This is a genomic window from bacterium 336/3 (assembly GCA_001281695.1).
Classification (GTDB): Bacteria; Bacteroidota; Bacteroidia; order Cytophagales; family Thermonemataceae; genus Raineya.
Genome location: LJIE01000002.1, coordinates 1 through 23,278, shown reverse-complemented (window position 1 = coordinate 23,278; position 23,278 = coordinate 1). Strand labels below are relative to the sequence as shown.

20 protein-coding genes and 1 pseudogene are annotated in these 23,278 nt (G+C 32.5%); 16 read left to right on the top strand and 5 right to left on the bottom strand.

Annotated features, from left to right (window positions below; all coding sequences use genetic code 11):
- The first annotated feature begins 90 nt into the window (after positions 1 to 90).
- A complete protein-coding gene (locus AD998_19355; GenBank protein KOY84734.1) occupies positions 91 to 969 on the top strand; it encodes a glycosyl transferase in 879 nt (292 codons plus the stop codon).
- A 148-nt stretch (positions 970 to 1,117) separates the two neighbouring features.
- On the opposite strand, the pseudogene AD998_19350 reads toward AD998_19355, so the two are convergent.
- Positions 1,118 to 2,659 (bottom strand): annotated as a pseudogene (locus tag AD998_19350) (hypothetical protein).
- Positions 2,660 to 3,451: 792 nt separating this feature from the next.
- Here AD998_19350 and AD998_19345 point away from each other — a divergent pair.
- Together AD998_19345 and AD998_19340 are read left to right on the top strand one after the other, a co-directional pair.
- Positions 3,452 to 3,760, top strand: a complete 309-nt coding sequence (locus AD998_19345; protein ID KOY84733.1) for a hypothetical protein — start codon at positions 3,452 to 3,454, stop codon at positions 3,758 to 3,760.
- A gap of 39 nt (positions 3,761 to 3,799) precedes the next feature.
- Positions 3,800 to 5,077, top strand: coding sequence for a hypothetical protein (locus tag AD998_19340; protein ID KOY84611.1), 1,278 nt, complete (start codon positions 3,800 to 3,802; stop codon positions 5,075 to 5,077).
- A 2-nt stretch (positions 5,078 to 5,079) separates the two neighbouring features.
- On the opposite strand, the gene AD998_19335 is transcribed toward AD998_19340, so the two are convergent.
- Entirely contained in the window at positions 5,080 to 5,997 is a 918-nt protein-coding gene (locus tag AD998_19335) for a porphobilinogen deaminase (GenBank protein KOY84610.1), read from the bottom strand.
- 96 nt (positions 5,998 to 6,093) lie between these two features.
- Here AD998_19335 and AD998_19330 point away from each other — a divergent pair, with 96 nt between their 5' ends.
- The 12 genes from AD998_19330 (at position 6,094) to AD998_19275 (ending at position 19,313) form a co-directional block, all read left to right on the top strand.
- Positions 6,094 to 7,233 carry a hypothetical protein gene (locus tag AD998_19330; protein ID KOY84609.1) on the top strand — a complete coding sequence of 380 codons (1,140 nt, stop codon included), beginning with the start codon at positions 6,094 to 6,096 and terminating at the stop codon, positions 7,231 to 7,233.
- A gap of 201 nt (positions 7,234 to 7,434) precedes the next feature.
- Entirely contained in the window at positions 7,435 to 8,310 is an 876-nt protein-coding gene (locus AD998_19325; protein KOY84608.1) for a succinate--CoA ligase, read from the top strand.
- A 155-nt stretch (positions 8,311 to 8,465) separates the two neighbouring features.
- Entirely contained in the window at positions 8,466 to 8,753 is a 288-nt protein-coding gene (locus tag AD998_19320) for a Clp protease ClpS (GenBank protein ID KOY84607.1), read from the top strand.
- Between the two features lie 69 nt (positions 8,754 to 8,822).
- The gene (locus AD998_19315; protein KOY84606.1) at positions 8,823 to 9,425 is read left to right on the top strand and encodes a recombination protein RecR; all 603 of its coding nucleotides are present in this window, start codon (positions 8,823 to 8,825) and stop codon (positions 9,423 to 9,425) included.
- A gap of 1 nt (position 9,426) precedes the next feature.
- Positions 9,427 to 10,572: a hypothetical protein gene (locus tag AD998_19310; protein KOY84605.1), complete on the top strand. Its 1,146-nt coding sequence runs from the start codon at positions 9,427 to 9,429 to the stop codon at positions 10,570 to 10,572.
- 36 nt (positions 10,573 to 10,608) lie between these two features.
- Positions 10,609 to 11,397 (top strand): uroporphyrinogen-III synthase, encoded by a 789-nt coding sequence (locus AD998_19305; protein ID KOY84604.1) that lies wholly within the window; start codon positions 10,609 to 10,611, stop codon positions 11,395 to 11,397.
- Positions 11,398 to 11,577: 180 nt separating this feature from the next.
- Positions 11,578 to 12,513, top strand: a complete 936-nt coding sequence (locus AD998_19300; protein ID KOY84732.1) for a hypothetical protein — start codon at positions 11,578 to 11,580, stop codon at positions 12,511 to 12,513.
- Between the two features lie 105 nt (positions 12,514 to 12,618).
- The gene (locus tag AD998_19295) at positions 12,619 to 13,818 is read left to right on the top strand and encodes a gliding motility protein (GenBank protein ID KOY84603.1); all 1,200 of its coding nucleotides are present in this window, start codon (positions 12,619 to 12,621) and stop codon (positions 13,816 to 13,818) included.
- 127 nt (positions 13,819 to 13,945) lie between these two features.
- A complete protein-coding gene (locus AD998_19290) occupies positions 13,946 to 14,752 on the top strand; it encodes a hypothetical protein (protein ID KOY84602.1) in 807 nt (268 codons plus the stop codon).
- 88 nt (positions 14,753 to 14,840) lie between these two features.
- Entirely contained in the window at positions 14,841 to 16,421 is a 1,581-nt protein-coding gene (locus tag AD998_19285) for a hypothetical protein (protein ID KOY84601.1), read from the top strand.
- 32 nt (positions 16,422 to 16,453) lie between these two features.
- Positions 16,454 to 17,248: a hypothetical protein gene (locus AD998_19280; protein KOY84600.1), complete on the top strand. Its 795-nt coding sequence runs from the start codon at positions 16,454 to 16,456 to the stop codon at positions 17,246 to 17,248.
- Positions 17,249 to 17,366: 118 nt separating this feature from the next.
- Positions 17,367 to 19,313 (top strand): threonyl-tRNA synthetase, encoded by a 1,947-nt coding sequence (locus tag AD998_19275; GenBank protein KOY84599.1) that lies wholly within the window; start codon positions 17,367 to 17,369, stop codon positions 19,311 to 19,313.
- 51 nt (positions 19,314 to 19,364) lie between these two features.
- Here the strand turns inward: AD998_19275 and AD998_19270 are convergent, their stop codons facing one another.
- On the bottom strand, positions 19,365 to 19,730 hold the full coding sequence (locus tag AD998_19270; protein KOY84598.1) for a hypothetical protein: 366 nt from the start codon (positions 19,728 to 19,730) through the stop codon (positions 19,365 to 19,367).
- Positions 19,727 to 20,833 (bottom strand): hypothetical protein, encoded by a 1,107-nt coding sequence (locus AD998_19265; protein ID KOY84597.1) that lies wholly within the window; start codon positions 20,831 to 20,833, stop codon positions 19,727 to 19,729. Before AD998_19265 ends, AD998_19270 begins: the two co-directional genes overlap by 4 nt.
- A 274-nt stretch (positions 20,834 to 21,107) precedes the next feature.
- Here AD998_19265 and AD998_19260 point away from each other — a divergent pair, with 274 nt between their 5' ends.
- Positions 21,108 to 21,755 carry a carbonate dehydratase gene (locus AD998_19260; GenBank protein KOY84596.1) on the top strand — a complete coding sequence of 216 codons (648 nt, stop codon included), beginning with the start codon at positions 21,108 to 21,110 and terminating at the stop codon, positions 21,753 to 21,755.
- Positions 21,756 to 21,788: 33 nt separating this feature from the next.
- Here AD998_19260 and AD998_19255 read toward each other — a convergent pair whose 3' ends face one another.
- Entirely contained in the window at positions 21,789 to 22,955 is a 1,167-nt protein-coding gene (locus tag AD998_19255) for a cystathionine beta-lyase (GenBank protein ID KOY84595.1), read from the bottom strand.
- Positions 22,956 to 23,278 lie beyond the last annotated feature (323 nt).

Below are 23,278 nucleotides of genomic sequence, written 5' to 3'. Positions count from 1 at the left end.
ATACTAATTTTTATGTAAAAGTATGTTTTTTTTGAAAAAATAAGAAAGAAACTTAATTTTATGAAAGAAAAACTAAGAAACAAGGAGTTTATGAAAGTAACAGGAGTCTCTTTTATTAGAAATGCTATCAAATATGATTATCCTATTGTAGAAGCAATATTGTCTGTTTTACCCATTTGCGATGAATTTGTGATAGCTGTTGGAAACTCTGATGATAATACCTTGAATCTTATACAAAACATTGATCCTCATAAAATTAAAATTATACAAACTACATGGGATGACAGTCTTAGAGAAGGTGGGCGAGTACTTGCAGATGAGACTAATAAGGCATTACAAGCTGTTTCTGAAAACACAGATTGGATTTTTTATATACAAGGAGATGAGGTAGTACATGAACGTTACTTATCGACTATCAAAAATGCTATGCAAGAAAACCTAAACAGGCCCAATATTGATGGCTTACTTTTTAAATACTTACATTTTTATGGTTCCTATGATTATGTGGGAAATTCGTATCAATGGTATCGAAGAGAAATAAGAGTGATTCGAAATGATAAAAGCATTTATTCTTATAAAGATGCTCAAGGTTTTAGAAAAGATAATGATAGGAAATTAAATGTATGTCTGATAGATGCTTATATCTATCATTATGGATGGGTAAAAGAGCCGAAAGCCATGCAACAAAAGCAAGAAAACTTCAATAAATACTGGCATGATGATAATTGGATGAATCAGAATGTTCCTAAAAAAGCTGATTTTGATTATAGTCAGATAGACATGCTCGAAAAATTTACAGAAACCCATCCTCAAGTGATGCAAAAGCGTATTGAACAAAAAAACTGGCATTTTGATAGAGATTTGAGCTATAATAAGCTCAAATTCAAGGATAAATTGAAAAAAATTGTCGAAAAATTAACAGGAGGATACATTATTGGAGAGTATAAAAATTATGTTTTAAAAAAGTAAGCGTTTAAGATATATCTTTCCATATTTTAAAAGTATCTGAATAAGACAAAATAGCTTTATCCCAAACTTTTTGCCATGTAGATAGATGAAATTGGAAATCAGATAATTCTTTTTGTTTAATCAATTGTTCTAATCTTTCTGTTTGTTTGGCAAACCTCTCAAAGCCAACAGTTGCTGTAGAGCCTTTGAGAGTGTGTAAATGTTTTTGAATGTTCTCAAAATCTTGATTATCAAAATACTGCCAAATTTCTTTTATCAAAATATTTGTTTCATGGATACAATCTTCTACACTCTCTTGTACAAAATCAGTATCAGCAATATCTTTTAGAGAGTTCCATACATCCAAATTAATTTCTTGAATTTCTGGGTTTTCTCCAGTTTTTAGAGGTTCTACTTCTGTAAAAATTTCTATTAAATTCTCCAATTTGATAGGTTTTGCTAGATATCCATCAAAGCCCTGCATGAGTAAATTATTTTTGTCTTCTTGCATTGCATAAGCCGTAACAGCCACAATATAGGGAATCTGGATGGGCAATTTTTTGATAGTTTTCATAGCTTCAATACCATTCATCTCAGGCATTTGAACATCCATCAGAATTACGTCAAAATAATTATTTTCTGCTAAATGAATGGCTTTTTTTCCACTTTCGGCAAGCATAACTTCCAAACCAATTTTTTTGAGCATTTCTGACGCTACCTTTCGATTAATGGCATTATCATCTACCAATAAAACTTTTTTAGAATCTAAAGTCAGAGGGTGATCTTTTTGTTGTATAACTTTTTGATAATTAGTTTCTTCTAAGAAATTTTTTTGAGCTTTAAAAGTGAAATAAAAAATGCTTCCTTTACCTTTTAAATTATTTTTTACACCAATATTTCCACCCATCATCTGGCTTAAATTTTTAGAAATTGCAAGTCCTAAACCTGTTCCACTTTGGGATTTTGTAAGGCTATTATCCAATTGACTAAAATTTTGAAATAAAATATTTTTGTCTTCTTCAGAAATACCTATGCCTGAATCAATAATATCAATTTGGATCAACATTTCGTTCTCTAAGTTTTCTAACAAAGAAACTTTAATATTTATACTCCCAAGCTCTGTAAATTTAATAGCATTAGAAGTAAGGTTTGAAATAATTTGAATAAGTCTTGTTTCATCAGCAATGATTGTTTGGGGAATATTATCATCAATTTCAAAGCTAAGAGTATTATTTTTATGAGTGGCTTGAGGTAAAAAAAGATTATAGACCTTTTCAATCATAGGGTAGACCTGTAAAGGCTTGTTTATCAATGTCATTTTGCCAGCTTCAATTTTAGAAAGGTCTAAAATATCATTCAATATAATCATCAAAGTTTCAGAAGATTTTTTGATGGTATGCAAATAATCGTATTGTGTGGCATTGAGTTGTGTATCTATCAGTAAATCAACCATTCCGATAATCCCATTCATAGGTGTTCGGATTTCGTGGCTCATGTTTGCCAAAAAAGACTCTTTCACTTTTAAAGAATGTTCTGCAAGTTCTTTGGCTTTTAAAGCTTCTTGATTTGCTTTCTTATTTTCTGTAATATCATGAGCTATTGCGGAAACTTCATCTATACTGCCATCAGGAGAGGGGATAGGGTTCAAATAAACATCTTGCCAAACAGGATTTCCATAAATATCACGAGCCTGAATTTCAAAATGTTGTAGTTCACCTGCAAAAGCTTTTTTCATTTTTTTCTTCCAGAAATCGGCCAAACCTTCTTTTTCTAAAGCGTTACGCAAATGATCTAAATTATTACCTACTTTTGGAACAATATCATACTGAATTTGCAAGGCTTTTACATAATTTTGGTTAAAAGAAGTAAACTCTCGTTTTCTGTTTACTGACCACATAATATGAGAACCACTCTCGAAAATGGCTTTCAAACGAGCCGTCTGACTTGTCAGCTCACCTTGGATACGAACTCTATCTGTTGCATCATACATAATGCCTCTGATAGCTACAGGAATATTCTCATCATCATATCTGATGCTTAGTTTGCCTCTTAAATAAACCTTTTGTCCTTGTTTGTTGAGCAATACAAGATTGAATTTAGAGGTATCTTCTTGATGTAAAACTTTACTTAGTTGTCTTAAAAACGAAACCTTATGAGATGGGCTTAAAAGAGATTTAAAATTAATAAAAGGCAAATCATCTAACTGATAGCCTAGTTTTGTGGAAAAAATTTTATTTGCAAATAATAAGTTTCCTTTGGAGCTACAAACAAATATCAGATCGTTCGAATTGTCTAACAAGTCTTGCAATGCAACGTTCGTTTCTTGAAGTTCTGCTAATAACTCATCATTAGCGAGCAAAATTTTGAGATTTTCTATTTCTCTAATTAGTTCCTCTTTTGTATAATTGTAATAAAGATGATTTTCCACAGGCTATAATTTGCTAAGAAAACAAATCTACAAAAAGCCTACATCTAAACAAAATCTGCCATGACACGATTAGAAATGCTACATACTTGTTGTAAACAAGAGCCTCAAGACCCTTTCAATTGGTATGCATTAGCTACCGAATACAGGAAATATAATTTAGATGAAGCCATACCTTATTATGAAAAAGTTTGGACGGATTTTCCAGAATACACAGCAAATTATTATCATTTGGCTTCAGCTTATGTAGAAAAAGAAGAAATAGAAAAAGCGAAAGAAGTCTACGAAAAAGGCTTGAAGGTCATGTCTAAAGAAAAAGAACCAAAACTATGGCAAGAACTCAACAACGCTTATCAAAACTTTTTGTTTGAAAACGATTTATTTTAATTCATAAAAATTATTAATTTTGCTTCAAAGAAGACAACAATGAAAGCAAATTTGGTTGGCGAAAGGCTATTAAATTACGAAATAAAAAAACATCTGAGTTCTGATGAAATATTCGATTATTATGAAGCAGAACATCTTTTGTTTGATAGAAAAGTGTTGGTAAAAACACTCAATGCCAATCATATAGGTAGTGCCCAAGCCAAAGAACAATTAAAGCGTGAAAGCCAAAAGCTTAACTTTCAGCATAATCAGATTTTGTTAATCTATGATTTGATTGAAACTTCTGATAATGGGTATCTTATTACAGAAAGACCTGACAGCAAACTGACACTCAATCAGTACGTGCAGAGTTTGGGAGTTATGACTGAGGATAAAGCTCTTCGCCTATTCTCTCAAATTTTAGAAATTATAGGAGCAGCTCATCAAATAGGACTCATACATCCACAACTGAGTGCTCAAAATATCTTAATAGACGGCAATCAAGTAAAGGTAAGAGGTTTTAATGTTCATAATTCTGTTGTAGAAGAGGCTTATCAAAGTCCTGAAGACAAGAAAAGTGGAACAAAAACTATTCAAAGTAATATATATTCTTTAGGTAAGATATTGACTACCATGCTTGTAGGTAGCCCTGATATTCATAAAGCAAAAAAAATATCAGCAAAAACATTAGAAGCCATTAAAGCAGCAACAGAAAATTCTGAAAGCCAAAGATTTAAAGATTGTAAAGAATTTGCTACTGCTCTTACAGAAGAAACTTCTAAAGAAGAAGTAGAAGATCAACATGCTTTCAAACACTTACCTTTGATAATTTTAGGAGTTGTAGGTATTATTTTTGCCCTACTAGTATTTACAGTAGCTGATGATGATAATAAAGCCAATACTCTTGCTTATGACCTTTATGATAAAGCAAGAATAAGAAAGGGCATAGATTCAATTCAGAAGGCTAAAAAGCAAGAATATTTGAGAGATAGTGCTAAAATTGCTCGTGGAAAAGCTGAAAATTTACAGAAAATACATATTCATAAAGTACAGAAAGGTGAAACTCTCAAAACAATTGCAGAAATATATAATATGAGTGCTTCACATGTAAAAGAACTTAATGGAATGACGAATAAATCTACACTCCGAGCTGATGTAGGTTTAAGAGTGGTTATCAGAGATTTCCATAAAGTTTTAGATGGAGAAGAACTATGGCAAATTGGACAAAAATATGGAGTAACTAAGTTTGAAATTTTAAGAGCCAATCAAATTGCTCCAGTAGATGAAAAAGATGAGTTTTATCCTGGTAGAGAGTTAATTATACCCATTAAGCGATAGTACTATCGCTTAATGGCTTCTAAAATTTCTTTTCCACCCAAAGCTAAAATTTCTTCAGCTAAACTATTTCCCAATTCTATTCCTTTTTCTATAGAGGCATTTATTTCTTTTTGAATGAATTGAACACCATCCAAACTGATAACCCCACCGCTTAAATAAAGTGTTTGTTCTTGAACAGTAGCCAAAGCAAACACAGGTACACTGCATCCTCCTTGTAAAGTATGTAAAAAAGCTCTTTCAGCTTGTAAACAATAAGATGTTTCAGTATGATTGAGTGTGTTTTGAATAACATTTTTTGTTTCCTTATCCAAAGTCTCTGAAACTTGTATAGCTACACTACCTTGCCCTGCAGCAGGAGTAAAAATATGAGTAGGCAAATATTCTACAATATGCTCATCATAACTCATTCTGTGTACACCTGCATAAGCCAAAATAATAGCATCACAAGCTCCATTCTCTAGCTTTTGCATACGTGTTTGTAAGTTTCCACGCATTTCTACTGTTTGGATATGTGGATAAAAATGTTTGAGAGTAGCTACTCGTCTTGTAGAAGAAGTCCCAACAACAATATTATCTTGTAAAGAAACCCCTTTTTTGAAACTAATCAGAACATCATTTACTTTTTCTCTTTCAGTAAAAGCAATAATTTCTAAATCTTTGGGCATCTCTGAGGGTAAATCTTTAGCACTATGTACAGCCAAGTGAATATCTCCTGTTCTGAGTTGCTCTTCCAATTCTTCTGTAAAAACCCCTTTACTACCTATCTTAGACAAAGAACGATCTAAGATTTTATCTCCTTTTGTTTCTATGTGTATAATTTCAGTTTCAAATCCTGCTTTTTTTAATCTTTCTTCTATATAATATGCTTGCCATAAAGCCAATTTACTGCTTCTTGTGCCTATTTTTAATTTTTTTAACATAATTTTTAAGAAACCTAAATCCAAATTTGAAGCAAGTTACGTATATTTCGTGTACATAAAAACAGAATAGTTTTATACAATTTAAAAATAAAAATTATGGAAGTTGCACTTCAAAAAACACCTGCGAGTTCATTCACAAAGCAAATAGTCAGTTTGGCTGCTTTAGAGGCTGCCATTACGATAGGCTGGTTGGCTTATGAGAAGTATCAGCCAGTATTACTTTCCAAATTTCAGTTTACAGAATTTGCATCTATATTGTTAATTGCACAAGGTATATTAGGAGCGATATTTCACCCTATTTCAGGAAATTTAGCAGACAAAGCCTTTAGAGAAAAAGGAACAAAATTCCCTGTTATCATTTCTGGAGCAGCATTTGCCGCTGTTATATTCCTTTCTGTAAGTGTAGCACTAAATACTGATCCTGGTAGTGGTTTGAAGTGGATATTACCCATTTTAGTAACTTTTTGGCTTGCAGCAATGGCAACATTTCATAGCCCAGCTATCTCATTAGTCGAATCTTTTACACCTGTCCATAAATTTCCACAAGTAGCAGCTATTCTTACAATGGTATTTGGTGTAATTTATACTATTGAACCATTTTTGATTTTTATATTAAATAAGATAGGTCTTACAGCAACATTTATGTTGGGAGGAGCTTTAGTATTACTTACAGCATATTCTATTCGTAATATTTCTATGACTCCACCAACTGAAGAGGATAAAAAGGCTTTAGAAAAAGTAGTTGTAGAAGGTTCAGAAAAAAGAGATTTATTCTTGACAGGGTTCTTTGTTGGTTTATTTAAAACATTGTTATTGTTCGCAATTCCTGCTGTGTGGGTACATCATCAATTTTTTGGAAATACTTACAAAGAGTTCTTCACTGACCCTGATTACCTACAATCTGGAATGCTACTTTTCTCTGCAATAATAGCTCTACCTGTCAGTAAATTAGTAGAAAAATGGGGACCTGCAAAATCTATTATCAATGGTTGTATTGCTGCTTTTATAATAGCTTTGCCATGTTTACTTGTCAGAAACCAAATATTTTCTTTTATGATGATTGTTGTAATGGGAGCTGTATATAGCCTTTTGGCAATTGCTTCTTTACCATATGTCTTAAATAGAGCAAAAGCTGGTAGAGCAGGTTTGAGCATTGGTTTGTATTATGGAGGTGTTTCAGCTTCTACAGCAGTAGTTTTATTGATGTTATATTGGATGAAAATTAGTGTAAACTAAAAATTATACATTATAAAATTAGAATAAAGAGGTAGGATTGATTTCTTGCCTCTTTGTTTTTAATAAGCTGATTAACAGATAATAATATTTGTACTTAAAAAAGTTATTGGGTATGTCTTTTCTAAAAATTTGGATAAGCTATAAAAAGATGTATTTTTGTGCGTTTTAGAAAAAGAGTTCATAAAAATAAAAATTATCAACATGGCTGTTTTAGTGAATAAAAATTCTCGTGTAATAGTGCAGGGTTTTACAGGGTCTGAGGGGACTTTCCATGCCCAGCAAATGATTGAATATGGAACAAATGTAGTAGGAGGTGTTACTCCAGGAAAGGGTGGACAAAAACACTTAGAACGTGATGTATTCAATACTGTAAAAGAAGCTGTAGAACAAGCTGGAGCAAATGTATCTATTATTTTTGTACCACCAGCATTTGCAGCAGATGCAATTATGGAAGCAGCAGACGCAGGAATAGAGGTAATTATATGTATTACAGAAGGTATTCCTGTAAAAGATATGATGTATGCAAAAGAATACTTAAAAGGAAAAAAATCTCGTTTAATTGGACCTAATTGCCCAGGTGTAATTACCCCAGGTGAGGCAAAAGTAGGTATTATGCCTGGTTTCGTCTTCAAACAAGGTAGAATAGGTATTGTATCTAAATCTGGTACACTTACTTATGAAGCTGCTGACCAAATAGCAAAAGCTGGTTTAGGCGTTTCTACTGCAATTGGTATTGGTGGCGATCCTATCATTGGAACACCTACAAAAGATGCAGTAGAATTACTAATGAATGACCCTGATACAGATGCTATTGTGATGATTGGTGAAATTGGTGGAAATTATGAGGCTGTAGCTTCAGAATATATTAAATCTACAGGCAATAAAAAACCTGTGGTGGGTTTCATAGCAGGACAAACAGCTCCCAAAGGAAGAAGAATGGGGCATGCTGGTGCAATTGTAGGTGGAAAAGATGATACTGCCCAAGCCAAAATGGAAATTATGGAAAGCTGTGGTATTCATGTTGTTCATTCTCCTGCTGATATAGGAGCTACAATTTTGAAAGCTTTGGGTAAATAATTTTTTTTCTATATAAAGAAAAGCTCTAAAGGAAACTTTGGAGCTTTTTTTATGAAAGACATATTCCTACATAAAATTTATTTCAATTTTATGCGTTATACATTCTGTTTTTTGCTAATTTTGAGCTAAAATTTCAATGAATTGTGAATAGAATAATGAGTACCAAAACACTGACAAAGCCTACTGTAGAGGAAGATATAGCCTTAGATGAGTTAGATGCTAAAGAACATGAATTGGTGGTATTTAATGATGATTTTAATACCTTCGATCATGTGATAGAGACACTTATCAAGGTTTGCAAACATACTCCCGAACAAGCAGAGCAATGTACATGGCTGATTCATTATAAAGGCAAATGTACAGTAAAATTTGGAAGTTTTGATGACCTCGTACCCATGCGTCAAGGTATCTGCGAAAGAGGTATTTCTGCTGAAATTTTTTAGAATTTAAGACAATTTTATCTTTTAAACTTCTTAGAAATTTAGTAATTTTAGGAAGTTTAATCTCTACCTATGAATCTTCCATCCAAATTAATAGAAAATGCTGTAAATGAGGTAGCTAAACTTCCAGGGATAGGCAAAAAGTCTGCTTTACGACTTGTTATGCATCTTCTCAAACAAGATGTAACCTTTACAGAGAGTTTAGCTAATGCTATTACAACACTTCGTAAAGAAATCAAATACTGTTCTAGATGTTTCAATATTGCAGATGAAGATTTATGTAATATTTGCCTCAGTAAGAATAGAGATGTAAAAACAATTTGTGTTGTAGAATCTTTTAAGGAACTCATAGCCATTGAAAATACAGCTCAATATAGAGGGCTTTATCATGTTTTGGGAGGGCTTATTTCTCCTATTGAAAACATTAGTCCTGAAGAACTTCATATTGAAAGTTTGATAAATAGAGTGAAATCTGAAGAAACACAAGAGGTAATACTTGCTTTAGCAACAAGTATGGAAGGTGACACAACAGCTTTTTATCTTACTAAAAAACTAAAAGAATATCCTGTAAAGGTTACAACGTTGGCAAGAGGTTTACCAATTGGTGGCGAATTAGAATATGCTGATGAAATTACTTTAGGAAGAAGTATCCAAACCCGTATTACTTATCAATAGCATGATATTTTTGAAATGGCTTAAACAAATAACTCTTTTTTTTATCTTTTTTCTTTTTTTAGGAAGTAAATCCTTCGCAAATAACAAAATTGAAAAAATCATATTAGACCTCAAAGATTATTGGCTCTATTATGATGCTTCCTACAATAGCTATATAGCCTATATCTCAAATAATCATCAAAAAGATAAATTAATACATTTTTGGCTTAAACCCAAACAGTTTAGACAATACAAACTCATTTTGAATCTAAAAGAGGATACCTATCTGTATATCAATCATAAACTACAACAAAAGTACAAAAAAGGAGAGCAAACCTTATCTTTGGATAGTTTAGCAAATAAATACCCCCAAGAAAATATATTTATAAGTTTGTATGGTAATATTGAAAGTTCTATAATAGGTGTACCCTCAAAAGCATCTAAAAATATAGAAAAAACAATAGATATCATTAATAAGAATCATATCCAAGAATATAGGAAACATCTGACATTTTATATTTTGATTATATTGATAGCATATACACTTGTAAGACAATATGATGTAAAAATGTTGATGGAATATCTACAAATCAGCAAGTTTTTTCAGGTACAAAGAAGACAAGATAATCCACTGTTTATCAGGGTTTTTCAAAATAACAATATACTTTTCTTACTGACTTATGCAATACTAACGGGTACTTTCTTTCACTTATTAGATGCTATGAATCAAGGAAGCTCACTTTTAATATTTCAAAAATATAATAATCAGTTACTAAATTTATCATGGGCAAATTGGGGTATCTGGGTAGGCATACTTATTTTATGGACATTAACAAAGTACATGATTATATGGACATCAGCGAATTTACTAAGTGTCTCAAAACTTATCAATGTACATTTTTATGAATACATACGTATATCTCATTTTTTTTACCTAATCCTAATATTTGGACTACTTCTATTAGGTCTACACTTACCATACCAAATGCATACTTGGTATAATATCTTTAAAACAATTTTAGTATTTGTATATATTTTACGTACAATCATATTATGGTATAATGCAAATAGCTTTTCAGAATTTAGAAAATTAGATTTTTTTTCTTACCTTTGCGTTTCAGAAATCATACCCCTTATGATTTATATCAAAATTCTATTTTTTATATAAAAATAAGGTCTTTTTAGAATTAAAAAACAATTTAGAATGAAAGAAATGCTATTTAAAGACGTGCAGAACAGAATGAAAAAAGTGGCAAGCATCTTGGTTACTCAACCTGCTCCAACAGACCCCAAATCACCTTATTTTGAACTGGCTAAGAAATATAATTTGAAAATAGACTTTCGTTCTTTTATACAAGTGGATAGAATAGCTATGAAGGATTTCAGAAAACAAAAAATAAATCCTTTAGACTTTTCAGGTGTTATCTTCACAAGTCGTAATGCTGTTGATCATTTTTTCAGTATCTGCAAAGAATTACGTATCGAAATGCCTGCTGAAACAAAATATTTTTGCATATCTGAGCAAACTGCAAATTATCTTCAAAAATATATTGTAGTAAGAAAACGCAAAATCTTTACAGGAGTGAAAACAGCTGAAGATTTAATGCCTGCAATTAAAAAAAATAAAGACGAAAAATTCTTATATCCTTGTTCAGATATTCGTAAAGATGAACTACCCGTTTTACTTGAACAAAATAAAATTAATTTTACAGAATCAGTGATGTATCATACAGTAGCCTCTGACCTTTCTGATTTGGCAGATGTAAAATATGATATATTAGCATTTTATAGTCCATCAGGAATAGCTTCTTTATTTACAAATTTCCCTGAATTTACACAAGACGCAACTCGTATTGCAGCATTCGGTCCCACAACAGCCAAAGCTGTTAAAGATGCGGGCTTGGTACTTGATATCGAAGCTCCGTTGCCTAATGCTCCATCAATGACAGGTGCTTTAGAAGCTTATATTAAGCTTGCTAATAAAATTAAATAAAAAGAATATTTGGATAAAATAATTATTTTCAGATATTTGTGTAAATAAATAGCGTTTTTATGGAAATTTATTTTGAAATTTTCAAAAAATATTATCTATATTTAGCCAAAGTTTTCTAAAACTAATAGAATGACCAATATTATCAAAAAGCTTACATCTATAATTGTATTATTAACTATAATGCCTAAGTGGGTTGCAGCTCAACAAGATGCTCAATTTAGTCAATATATGTTCAATAGCTTTTATCTTAATCCTGCGGTTGCTGGAGCAGATGGTAAAGCTAACTTCCTATTAATGCATAGAACTCAGTGGGCAGGATATGGTGCAACCTTTGATGATGGAGGCTCTCCACAAACCCAAATATTTTCTGTTACAGCTCCCTTTGTTTATTTGAAAAATTCTGGCATAGGACTACATGCAGTAAGAGATGTAAGAGGTCCTATAAATAGTTTAGAAGCTCACCTCTCTTTTTCATATCATTTAAGTATTGCAGATAAAGGAAAATTATCTTTTGGTGGTAGAGCAGGTATTTATAACCAAGTAATTGATTTTGATAAATTCAGATTTGTTGATGAATCAGATCAAATCGCTTTACAATTGAATGGTAAACAATCTGAATTAAAACCAGATTTTGCATTTGGAGTTTGGTATTCCCAAGAACAATTTTATGTTGGAATTAGCACCAATCATCTTCTTAAATCTCAAATTACATTTGGGTTAGAACAGTTGGAAAATGCTTTAGCTAGAAACTTATATCTTACTGGAGGTTACAATTATCAATTAAATGATCAATGGTTGCTACAACCTTCTGCTCTCATTAAAAACCTCCCAGAAAATGGATTAAAAAGCACATCTATAGAGTTTTCTGTTTTGGGAACTTATAATCAAAAATTTTGGGGAGGACTTGCATATAGACAATCTGATGCTATGACAGCCATGATTGGTATGTATCCTACTAAAGATAACCGAATGAGAGTTGGCTATGCTTTTGACTATACCGTTTCTGGTAAACAAGGAAAAGCCCCAACTTCTCATGAAATATTTTTGTCTTATGGTTTACCTGTGAAACGTTATGCAAAACCTACTCAGGAAACGCCTAGACATGGCACTAGATAGTTTTTTCCAATAAAAAAAATTTATTTTTTTCTCTTTGCTAATTTTTTTGAAAAAATTAGCACTATATTTGTAATGAAAACTCAACAATGTTAATACAAAGGTGTTATGAATAAAATGATTCATCGTTATGTGTGGTTATACTTCCTAATCGCTGGGAGTATCTTCCTACAGAGTTGTGGTTTGCTTGGAGGTGGCAAGAATAAAACAATGAAAAATCAAGACCTCAATGCTCGTATCATAAGCTCTAAAGGAGAGATTTATCGATTTGATGTGGTTAGACCTGGTTGGAATCAATATATTCCACAAAGCATGGTTGTAATACCTGCAGGTACTTTTCACATGGGACAAGCAGATGAGGATGTACCTCACACTCAAATCAACTACAACAAACAAATTACAATTAGTGCCTTCTTCATGGATGAAACGGAGGTTACTAATAACCAATATCGCTTGTTCACAGACGTAATGTCTGCTTATGCAAGAGGCGGTAGTAGTGGAGGGGTACAAATAGATCCTGATTATGTAGATAACGTACTCAAAAATCTAACTCCCACCCCTGATACAAACACTCTAAACAGATTATTACCTGATAGCCTTCGTTGGGGTAGCGAATATGCTCACCACATGGGAGACCCTATGACAGAATATTATTTTATGCATCCTGCATTTGATGATTATCCTGTTGTTGGTATCAAATGGACGGCTGCTCAAGACTTCTGCAAATGGAGAACCTTACACCTTGACTATCACAGAGGTATGCAAGGTTTACCTACAATCCCTCGTTTCAGACTTCCTACAGAAGCAGAATGGGAGTATGCAGCAAGAGGTGGTAGAAATTTAGCAAAGTATCCTTGGGGTAACCCTTATGTAAGAAATACACTTGGTTGTATGCTTGCAAACTTCAAGCCAGGTAGAGGTAATTATTATGATGATGGTTTCTCTTATACTGCTCCTGTAGCTTCTTATTTCTCAAACGACTGGGGACTATATGATATGGCTGGTAATGTTGCTGAGTGGTGTCAAGATGCTTATTATGAAGCAGCTGTGCCTACAGTATGGGATTTGAACCCTGTATTTGACCCTCAAATTAAAAAAGCAGATGCTAATAGCATTGGTTACAGTAATATTGGTGCATATCCTCGCCGTGTGGTGAGAGGTGGTTCTTGGAAAGATATTGCTTATTTCTTAGAAACTGGTACCAGAACATATCAACATTTTGATTCAACTTCTTCTTCAATTGGATTCCGTTGTGCAATGACATATTTAGGTCGCTCTTCAGGAAATGAAATTAAAAGAGTAAGATAATAACCGTTATATTTTGTGTATTACTATCCTAATTCAAAATTATTAAGAGTAATACACAAAATATAATTTTATATAGAATTAAGTTTTTTACTATATCTTTAATTGTTACAACTAAATTTTTACTAAAATGGCTAACAAAGTTTTAAGTGGAAAAGAAAAGTTTTATACCTACTTCGTTCCTAAAGTAGTTGGTATAGGTGCATCAGTAGTTATCATTGGTGCCCTGTTTAAACTAATGCACTGGCCTGGTGCTGAGATTGCTCTAATCTTAGGCTTGAGTACTGAAGCAGTAATTTTCTTTATGTATGCGTTTGCTCCGATTGATGCTCCTCATACAGAACCTGATTGGGACAAAATCGCTAAGAGCCTTGCTGGTGTAGGTGATGGACCTCAAAAAGATGCTGGTGTGGTTGCAAAATTAGCAGCTATTGAAGCAAATATTGCAAATTCTATCTCTGCTGATTCTGTTAATAGCTTTGGTTCAGGTATGAAACAACTTTCTGACAGTGTGAGCAAAATGACTACCTTAGGAGATGCATCTGTTGCTACTGCAGAATATGCTAAAAATGTGAAATTAGCAGCAAACTCTTTAGTTGAAATGAACAAGTCTTATGGTACAACCATGACAGCTATGACAGCTATGGCAGATGCTTCGAAAGATGCAAAATCGTACCATGACCAAATTCAATCTTTGACAAAAACTTTGGGCAGTTTAAATGCTGCATACCAAATGGAATTGCAAGATAGCAAGAAATTTAGCGAAGCATTGACTAAATACTATGGTGGTATGACTTCTCTTGTAGAAAATGTAGTTGCTACTGCTAAAGATGCTGAAGGATTGAAAACTCAATTAAGTGGCTTAACTACCAACCTAACTTCTTTAAATAAAGTATATGGTGGTATGCTTACAGCTATGAAAGGAGCTCAAGCATAAATCATGGTAGAGTAAATTTCCAACGAAATTTACTCCTTCATACAAAATTTGGTATAAACTTTGAACTAAAAACTAAGAGCATTTATATATGGCAGGTGCAAAAGAATCCCCAAGGCAACAGATGATTAACCTGATGTACTTGGTACTTACCGCCCTACTTGCGTTGCAGGTAAGTTCATCAATTATTGATAAGTTCTTCTTCTTGGCTGAAGCTCTTGATGAAAGTGCTTCAAGATCAGAAAAAGCTACAGGATTAGCTGTAAAAGCTTTTGAAGAACAAGCAAGAAAAGATGGATTGGATAAAGAACCCAAACATTTAAAAAAGGTAAAAGCTATTCAAGATTTAAGAGTTAAGACAACAGAAGCTATTAACTACTTGAATGATGTTGAGAAAAAGGTAATAGAAAAAGCAGGAGGTATTAATCCTGAAACTAAAAAACCAGTTGACGTACAAGGTGAAACCAAAATGGAAGGTTTGATGATTGGTGCAGCTGGTAGCAAAGGTGGTGAAGGTTATACATTACAAAAGAAAATGAATAGCTTCGCTAATGATCTTGCTAACATTGTTCAAAATGTTGATGCAGAATTCAAAGGCTTCAAATTAGAACCTTTATGTAATGACTTTATAGGTACTACTGAAGTAGATAAGAAAAAAGATTATCCAAACAGAAGTTTTGGACAAACTCCAGTTGCTGCTACAATAGCTGTACTTGCTCATTTAAAAAATGAGGTTCGCAGATATGAAGCAGAAGCTGTAAAGAAAGTAGGTGTGAACGAAGTTCCTCCTTCTCCTGATCAATACCAAGGCTTTATTTCATTAGAATCTTCTGTTGTGGCTACAGGTCAGAAAATCAAAGGTTCTATGTTCTTAGCTGCAACATCTGATAAAATTCCTATGGAAGCATTTTTAAATGGTTCTCCATTAAAGAAAAATGCTCAAGGTATTGCAGAAATTGAATTTACTGCTGGTGGTTCAGGTAAAAACACCATCAATGGTGAAATTAAAACCAAAGTAAAAGGTAAAGATACAACTTTCACATTCAAGCAAGAATATACAGTTGTTCAGCCCAACATTGTAGTTGAAAACCCTAATATTATTGCATTGTATGAAGGTTGTGGTAATGAATTAAAAGTAAGTGTTCCTGAACTTGGAGCTAGTTATAATCCTTCTTATGGTGTTTCTGGTGGTTCATTTGTTTCAGGCTCTACTAAAAACGATATTATTATCATCCCTAATGATGGAGCTAAAGAATGCGTTTTGACTGTATCAAGTGGTGGAAGCCGTGTTGGTGACCGTAAATTTGGTGTAAAAGCTGTACCTTTAGCTAGAGTTGCTGTAATGATGGGTGGTGTAGAAGTAGATATATCAAATGGTATTAGCTCTCGTTTATCAAACCTATCTGTTATTATCAAACCTGAACCAAATTTCGCTTCAGCTCTACCTAGAGAAGCTAACTATAGAGCAGACGGTGTTAGTATTGCTTTAAAGAGTGGTGGTAGAACAGTTATGACTGTCCCTGGTCTAGGAGCTTTAGGATCACTTTCTGCAAAAGCAAAACCAGGTGATTTATATTCTATCAAAGTTACAGATGTTAAAAGAACTAATTTTAGAGGTTCTGTTCTTCCTGCAAAAGTTGCTAACCCTATTGTGAACGTTCCTCTTAACTAAAATTGTGTTGCGTACTCAAAGTTTATTATATTATGAAAAAGTGTTGTTTATTTCTGTTATTTCTTGTAAGCTTCTCTGTAAATGCTCAGTTTGGGTATAACCCTAATGCTGTTAGACCTGTATTGGAAGATGATGTTATGTTTAGAAAAACTGTTGTAAGAAGGATTAATCTGAAAGAAAAACAGAACAAACCTTTTTTAGCAGTAGGCTACGAGTTTCCAGCACGACTAATACAAGCAGGTAAAGAAGGAAAAGTAGCTGCTTATGATATCACAACCAGTATGACAGATCTCTTCTTGAATAAAAAAGATCTAGTGAAGGATACTGCTTGGGATAAAGGTTTCGAAACTGTAAAGTTGATAGATCAGGCAGGAAACCCTTATGAGCAGATTACACCAGTATTGTTGAAGCCAGATGATATTTATGTTATGGAAATTCTAGAAGAAATTATTTTTGATAAAAGACGTTCTAGAATGTATATGAATATTATTGCTATTAACTTAATAGCTCCTGGTTTTGGTGAAGGTGGAGGGGATAAAGAGGTAGCTAGTTTCAAATACAAAGAAGTTGATAGATACTTCAGACAAATTTATGTAGAGTCTAATCAAAAAGAAGCTCTTTGGTACAATCCTAATAATAATCGCAGACACATGTGTATTATGGATGCCTTTGAGTTGAGAGTATTCTCTTCAAGAATCTTGAAAGTATCTAACCCAGATGATAAATACTTGAATCAAATCTATACAGATCAGATAGAAGAACTTTACAAAGCTCAAGAAGCTGAAATGGAATTGATGGAATTCGAACATAATCTTTGGGAATTCTAATCTTTAAAATAAAAAATAAAAAAGCCACACTGTATACAGTGTGGCTTTTTTATTACATTTGCAACAGTTTTCACTTGTCAAGAACAGTTGTGCGTTTTTGATATTAACCTTTTATTTTATGGACAAAATTAAAATTACACTGCCTGATGGGGCAGTAAAGGAGTACAATAAAGGTACTACAGCCTTAGATGTGGCTCTAAGTATCAGCGAAGGATTAGCTCGTAACGTACTTTCTGCAAAAATAAATGGAATTGTACAAGATGTTACACGCCCCATTAATCAAGATGCTCACCTACAATTATTAACATGGAAAGATACAGAAGGAAAAGCTACATTTTGGCATTCCTCTGCTCACTTAATGGCTGAAGCCATTGAAGCTATATTGCCAGGAACAAAATTTGGTATTGGTCCAGCGATTGAAACGGGTTTCTACTATGATATAGATACAGGAGATAAAGCTTTAACACAAGAAGATTTTGCTAAAATAGAAGCAAAAATGTTAGAGCTTGCTCGCCAAAAAAATGAATATATACGTTCAGAGATATCTAAAGCAGATGCTATTAAATATTTTCAAGAAAAAGGAGATGAGTATAAATTAGAACTTTTAAATAGACTGAATGATGGTGAAATCACATTCTATCAACAAGGAAATTTTACAGACCTTTGTCGTGGACCTCATATTCCTAATACAGGTTTTATTAAAGCTGTAAAACTAATGAATGTTGCAGGAGCTTACTGGCTTGGACAAACTGATAGAAAACAATTAACAAGAGTTTATGCAGTTACATTTCCCCAAGATAAAGAGCTAAAAGAATATTTACATTTACTAGAAGAAGCAAAGAAAAGAGATCATAGAAAACTTGGGCAAGAATTAGAATTATTCACTTTTTCTGAAAATGTTGGTAAAGGTTTACCTCTATGGTTACCAAAAGGAACTTTATTGAGAGAACGCTTAGAACAATTTTTAAGAAAAGCTCAAATGAAGGCAGGTTATTCTCCTGTAGTTACACCTCATATTGGAAGTAAGAAGTTATATGAGATTTCTGGACATTGGGAAAAATATGGAGCAGACTCTTTTCAGCCTATTCATACACCAGAAGAGGATGAATTATTCTTGCTTAAACCTATGAATTGTCCACATCATTGTGAAATTTATAAGTCAAAACCTCGCTCTTACAAAGATTTGCCTCTACGTTTAGCAGAGTTTGGAACAGTATATCGTTATGAGCAAAGTGGAGAATTACATGGACTTACTCGTGTGAGAGGTTTTACTCAAGATGATGCTCATATTTTTTGTACAGCAGAGCAAGTTCGTAGTGAATTTGGAAAAGTAATAGATTTGGTTTTATATGTTTTCAAAGCTTTAGGTTTTGAAGAATATACAGCACAAATTTCTCTACGTCATCAAACAGAAAGACAAAAATATATAGGAAAAGAGGAGGATTGGGACAAAGCAGAAGCAGATATACAAGCCGTAGCTTTAGAAAAAGGTCTAAATACAGTTGTAGAGTATGGAGAGGCTGCATTTTATGGACCAAAATTAGATTTTATGGTACGTGATGCTTTGGGTAGAAAATGGCAACTAGGTACAATACAAGTAGATTACCAACTTCCTGATCGTTTTGAACTAGAGTATGTTGGTTCTGATAATCAAAAACATCGTCCTGTAATGATTCATAGAGCTCCATTTGGTTCAATGGAACGCTTTATTGCAGTACTTACAGAACATTGTGCAGGTAATTTCCCTTTGTGGTTGGCTCCTGAGCAAATTGCAGTTTTACCAATTTCTGAACGATTCAATGAGTATGCAAAGGAAGTCTTAAATATCTTAGCTGAAAAAGATATTAGAGGATATGTAGACGAAAGAGATGAGAAAATACAACGTAAAATCAGAGATGCTGAAGTGAAAAAAATTCCTTATATGCTTGTAGTAGGTGAAAAAGAGCAAGAAAATAACAGTCTATCAATTCGTAGACATGGACAAGGAGATTTAGGTAGTTTTAAAATTGAAGATTTTATATCCAAATTCAATGAAGAAGTAACAGAAGCTACTGTAGTTAAATAACAAAAAAGCCTTTCAATTAGAAAGGCTTTTTTGTTTATATAAACTGATGAGTTATTTAACAAGAACAACTTTATTAACAAAATATTCACTATCTCCTTGCCAAGGAAAAGTCCAATATTTTTGACAATAATAGACCTTAATCTGCTTTCCTGAAAAACTATCTAAATCTTTAAGTGTTTGCTCTTCTGATGAATTTACTGAAAAAACAAATTTCTGAGGGTTAATTCTATCTTCAGTGCCTTGTCTCAATTCACCTTCCCATGTTTTAAAAATAGCTCCTTTTTTAGAAAATTTATCTAATACCCCTGAACGAGAACCTTCGCTATAACAAGCAAAAGACATAAATGAGGCATAAGCTATAAATATTAAAACAATGCTTATTAAAGCGATAATACCATATTTTTTTACTTTACTCATACATCACTGGGTTTTTTATCATCAGATACAACAGATTTATTCAAGTCTTCATCCTCCTTTTTAGGGAAAATAAGAGATAAAACTATACTTGTTACTAAAATAGCCAAAATTATATATATAGAATAAGATGGTTTGAACCCTATGGACTTTAAAGGAACTTCTAATAACATCTTTGCTCCAATAAAAGTAAGGAGTACACCTAAACCATACTTCAAATAATGGAATAAATGCATGATATTAGATAGTAAAAAGAACATAGAACGTAATCCCATGATTGCAAATATATTAGAAAAGTAGGCTATGGGTTGGTCATGTGTAATACCTAAAACAGCAGGTACAGAGTCCACTGCAAATACCAAATCAGTAAATTCAACTATTAAGAGAACGATGAACAGAGTTGTCATCATATTTTTACCATCCTTTTTTACAAAGAACTTATCATGTTCATAGTGTGGATAGACAGCAAAATATTTTGAGGCTAAACGTACAATAGGGTGTTTTTGAGTATCTATATTCTCATCATCTTCATCTTTCTCAAGGAAAATCTTGATACCTTGATACACCAAGAATGCACCAAAAATATAAAGGATAAAATGAAATCGTTGAACCAATTCTATGCCTAAAAATATAAAAATAAAACGCATAATGATAGCACCCAGAACGCCCCAGAACAGTACCTTTTTAAAGTACTCCTCCCGTAAGCCAAATGATGCAAAAATTAAAATAATAACAAAAATGTTATCTGCAGAGAGCGAATATTCTATCAAATATGCTGTTAGAAATTCTATAGAAATATAATTTCTATACTCTTGGAGGTTCTCTTCATGTGGCCTGTTAGGGCTAAGTTTTAAGAGTTCTTTATCTTCTGTATCAACCCGTTTAATGATTTCTTCATAATTTTGAGGATCATGAATTAGATGCCCTTCATATCTTAAAAATACAAAAAACGCTAATGCTAAAGAAACCCAAACAATGCTCCAAATAATAGCCTCTTTAAAGCTAATTATATGACTTGATTTGGAAAAAACTCCTAAATCAAGGGCTAGCATGATTAATATAAAAATAAGAAATGAGGAAAAAAAGAGAGTTTCGCTACTGAACATAGTTTTTTTGTAAAGTAAAAATCATTTTCAAAGGTATAAATTTTCTTAAAAAATAGTTGTAAGTGTATTTAAATATAACGAGTATTTAGTAAAAAATGTAAAAATAGATTTTTTTTTTTAAATATACTAAGTTAAGTAGTGTTTTTAACGCAAATGTAATATTTTGGTTTAAATTTACAAGCAAATATTTTTCTTCTAACTAAAATTATACCCTAATATAAGAAAAATACTTTATATTCGTTGAAATTACTAATTCATATAACTTTAAAATACTATGGCAGTAGATGTAAGTATTTACCAACAAATGTTACTTAATAATGAAAAATGGGTAACAGAAAAGATTGAAAAAGAACCAGGTTATTTTGAGGATCTCGCTAAAGGCCAGAGTCCCAAATTTTTATGGATAGGTTGCTCTGATAGTCGAGTACCTGCTGAAGAAGTAACTGGAGCTAAACCAGGCGAAGTTTTTGTACACAGAAATATTGCTAATTTGGTAGTTCATACAGATTTGAATTTTTTAAGTGTTTTGCAATACGCTGTTCAAGTATTACATGTACAACATATTATTGTATGTGGGCATTATGGTTGTGGTGGTGTAATATCTTCCATGAAGAATACAGATTTTGGCTTGGTTAATAAATGGCTTTGGAATATTAAAGAAGTATATTTCAAACATCGTGAAGAGCTTGACAACATCGAAGATGAAAAGATAAAAGCTGATAGACTTGTAGAGTTAAATGTAAAAGAGCAAGTTTATAACCTTGCAGAAACATCCTTTGTGCAAAAGGCATGGGCTAATAGAGAGTTGAGCATTCATGGTTGGGTGTTTGACTTAAAAACAGGAAAAATAAAAGATTTAGATGTTTTAGTAGATGACCCTAAAACACTTCATCCCATCTTTCAGTATAATTTAGGAGATTAAAAAACAGGCAAAGTATTCACTTTGCCTGTTTTTTTAATTATTTATCTTATCAAAAGCCTGTTTTAAATCTTCAATTAGTACATCTGCTTCCTCCAAGCCAATATAAAAACGTATCAAACTCCAATGAAAAGGAGCAGAGCTATAATTTTCTGAACCATATAATGTACATGCAGGAAATATCAGTGATTCATAACTTCCCCAAGAGGCTGCCATCAAAAAACGTTTCAACGAATTACAAAACATCTCTACTTCCTCAATGTTCTTTGCCTCAATTTCAATAGAAAACTGCCCCGCAGGATTTTTCATTTGGCGTTTTGCTAATTCATATTGTGGATGCGAATGATGAAACGGATAATAAATCTTTTTTACTTTAGGATGGTCGGCTAAGAAATCAATAATTTGGGGCGTTGTTTGGGCAACCCTCTCCATACGAATAGGTAAAGTTCTAAGTCCTCTTAGAAGAAGCCAAGCATTAAAAGGTGAAATAACCCCTCCCAAAGTCATAAATTCTCCTTCAAAAATTTTCTTCAAATGAGCTTTACTACCACAAAGTACACCAGCAACAGCATCACTGTGTCCTCCTAAATACTTTGTTCCAGAATGAACAATCATATCTATCCCCATATGAATAGGTTTTTGGTTTAATGGTGTTGCATAACTATTATCTATAATGCTAACTAAACCATGCTTTTTGGCTATCTGAGCAACTGCTTCAATATCTTGTAATTCAAAAGTAAATGAATTAGGGCTTTCAAGAAATACTACTTTTGTATTTGATTGAATAGCTTTTTCATAATTATTAGTGTCTGTGCCATCAATCATTGTAACTGAAACATTAAATCGCTTAAGCCAAATGTTTAATAATTTATTAGTCCAACTATAAGGTTTTTGAACACATATAATATGATCTCCACTATTTAAACAACTCAATACAGCTGCAGCTACTGCAGCACTACCACTACCAAATACTAGACAATCTTCAGATTCTTCTAAAGCGGCAAGCTTCTTTCTGAGGATATCAGTAGTTGGATTATTACCTCTTGTATAAAATGGAGTTTCAGATTCTTTAAAAAGACTTGCCCGCATAGCTTCCACAGTATTAAAACAAGTCATAGAGGTTTGAAAGATAGGAGGAGCAACAGAGTTCATATAAAGTTCTCTTTCTTCTCCCAATTCATTGATAATATAAGATATATCCATAATAGAGCTTAGTTTAAAAATAGGTTGCTATTATAATGATATTTTAGTTGAAATATTTTGGAATTGTCATTTTTTTATACTAAGTTTGATACCCTTCAAGAAAAAATAGTCCTTATTTCTTGAAATTTGAAGGTTTTTTAGATTTTTTTAAAAAAATTTAAAAATAAATTTGGAGATTAAAAAACACTTCGTACCTTTGCACTCCCAAATCGACAGAAGGTCGAGGCGAAATTGAAACGCTGAACACATTGAAAAAAGGAGTTTAAAAAAAACTTTAAAAATTTTTCGAAAAAAATTTGGAAGTAAAAAAAAGGTTTGTACCT

Bases quoted from the DNA above. Each gene is read 5' to 3' on its own strand.
- AD998_19255 (KOY84595.1), bottom strand. From the start codon at position 22,955: ATGGATATATCTTATATTATCAATGAATTGGGAGAAGAAAGAGAACTT.
- AD998_19355 (KOY84734.1), top strand. From the start codon at position 91: ATGAAAGTAACAGGAGTCTCTTTTATTAGAAATGCTATCAAATATGAT.
- AD998_19340 (KOY84611.1), top strand. From the start codon at position 3,800: ATGAAAGCAAATTTGGTTGGCGAAAGGCTATTAAATTACGAAATAAAA.
- AD998_19275 (KOY84599.1), top strand. From the start codon at position 17,367: ATGGACAAAATTAAAATTACACTGCCTGATGGGGCAGTAAAGGAGTAC.
- AD998_19280 (KOY84600.1), top strand. From the start codon at position 16,454: ATGAAAAAGTGTTGTTTATTTCTGTTATTTCTTGTAAGCTTCTCTGTA.
- AD998_19305 (KOY84604.1), top strand. From the start codon at position 10,609: ATGAAAGAAATGCTATTTAAAGACGTGCAGAACAGAATGAAAAAAGTG.
- AD998_19285 (KOY84601.1), top strand. From the start codon at position 14,841: ATGGCAGGTGCAAAAGAATCCCCAAGGCAACAGATGATTAACCTGATG.
- AD998_19300 (KOY84732.1), top strand. From the start codon at position 11,578: ATGCCTAAGTGGGTTGCAGCTCAACAAGATGCTCAATTTAGTCAATAT.
- AD998_19310 (KOY84605.1), top strand. From the start codon at position 9,427: ATGATATTTTTGAAATGGCTTAAACAAATAACTCTTTTTTTTATCTTT.
- AD998_19270 (KOY84598.1), bottom strand. From the start codon at position 19,730: ATGAGTAAAGTAAAAAAATATGGTATTATCGCTTTAATAAGCATTGTT.
- AD998_19325 (KOY84608.1), top strand. From the start codon at position 7,435: ATGGCTGTTTTAGTGAATAAAAATTCTCGTGTAATAGTGCAGGGTTTT.
- AD998_19315 (KOY84606.1), top strand. From the start codon at position 8,823: ATGAATCTTCCATCCAAATTAATAGAAAATGCTGTAAATGAGGTAGCT.
- AD998_19320 (KOY84607.1), top strand. From the start codon at position 8,466: ATGAGTACCAAAACACTGACAAAGCCTACTGTAGAGGAAGATATAGCC.
- AD998_19260 (KOY84596.1), top strand. From the start codon at position 21,108: ATGGCAGTAGATGTAAGTATTTACCAACAAATGTTACTTAATAATGAA.
- AD998_19345 (KOY84733.1), top strand. From the start codon at position 3,452: ATGCTACATACTTGTTGTAAACAAGAGCCTCAAGACCCTTTCAATTGG.
- AD998_19265 (KOY84597.1), bottom strand. From the start codon at position 20,833: ATGTTCAGTAGCGAAACTCTCTTTTTTTCCTCATTTCTTATTTTTATA.
- AD998_19335 (KOY84610.1), bottom strand. From the start codon at position 5,997: ATGTTAAAAAAATTAAAAATAGGCACAAGAAGCAGTAAATTGGCTTTA.
- AD998_19295 (KOY84603.1), top strand. From the start codon at position 12,619: ATGAATAAAATGATTCATCGTTATGTGTGGTTATACTTCCTAATCGCT.
- AD998_19330 (KOY84609.1), top strand. From the start codon at position 6,094: ATGGAAGTTGCACTTCAAAAAACACCTGCGAGTTCATTCACAAAGCAA.
- AD998_19290 (KOY84602.1), top strand. From the start codon at position 13,946: ATGGCTAACAAAGTTTTAAGTGGAAAAGAAAAGTTTTATACCTACTTC.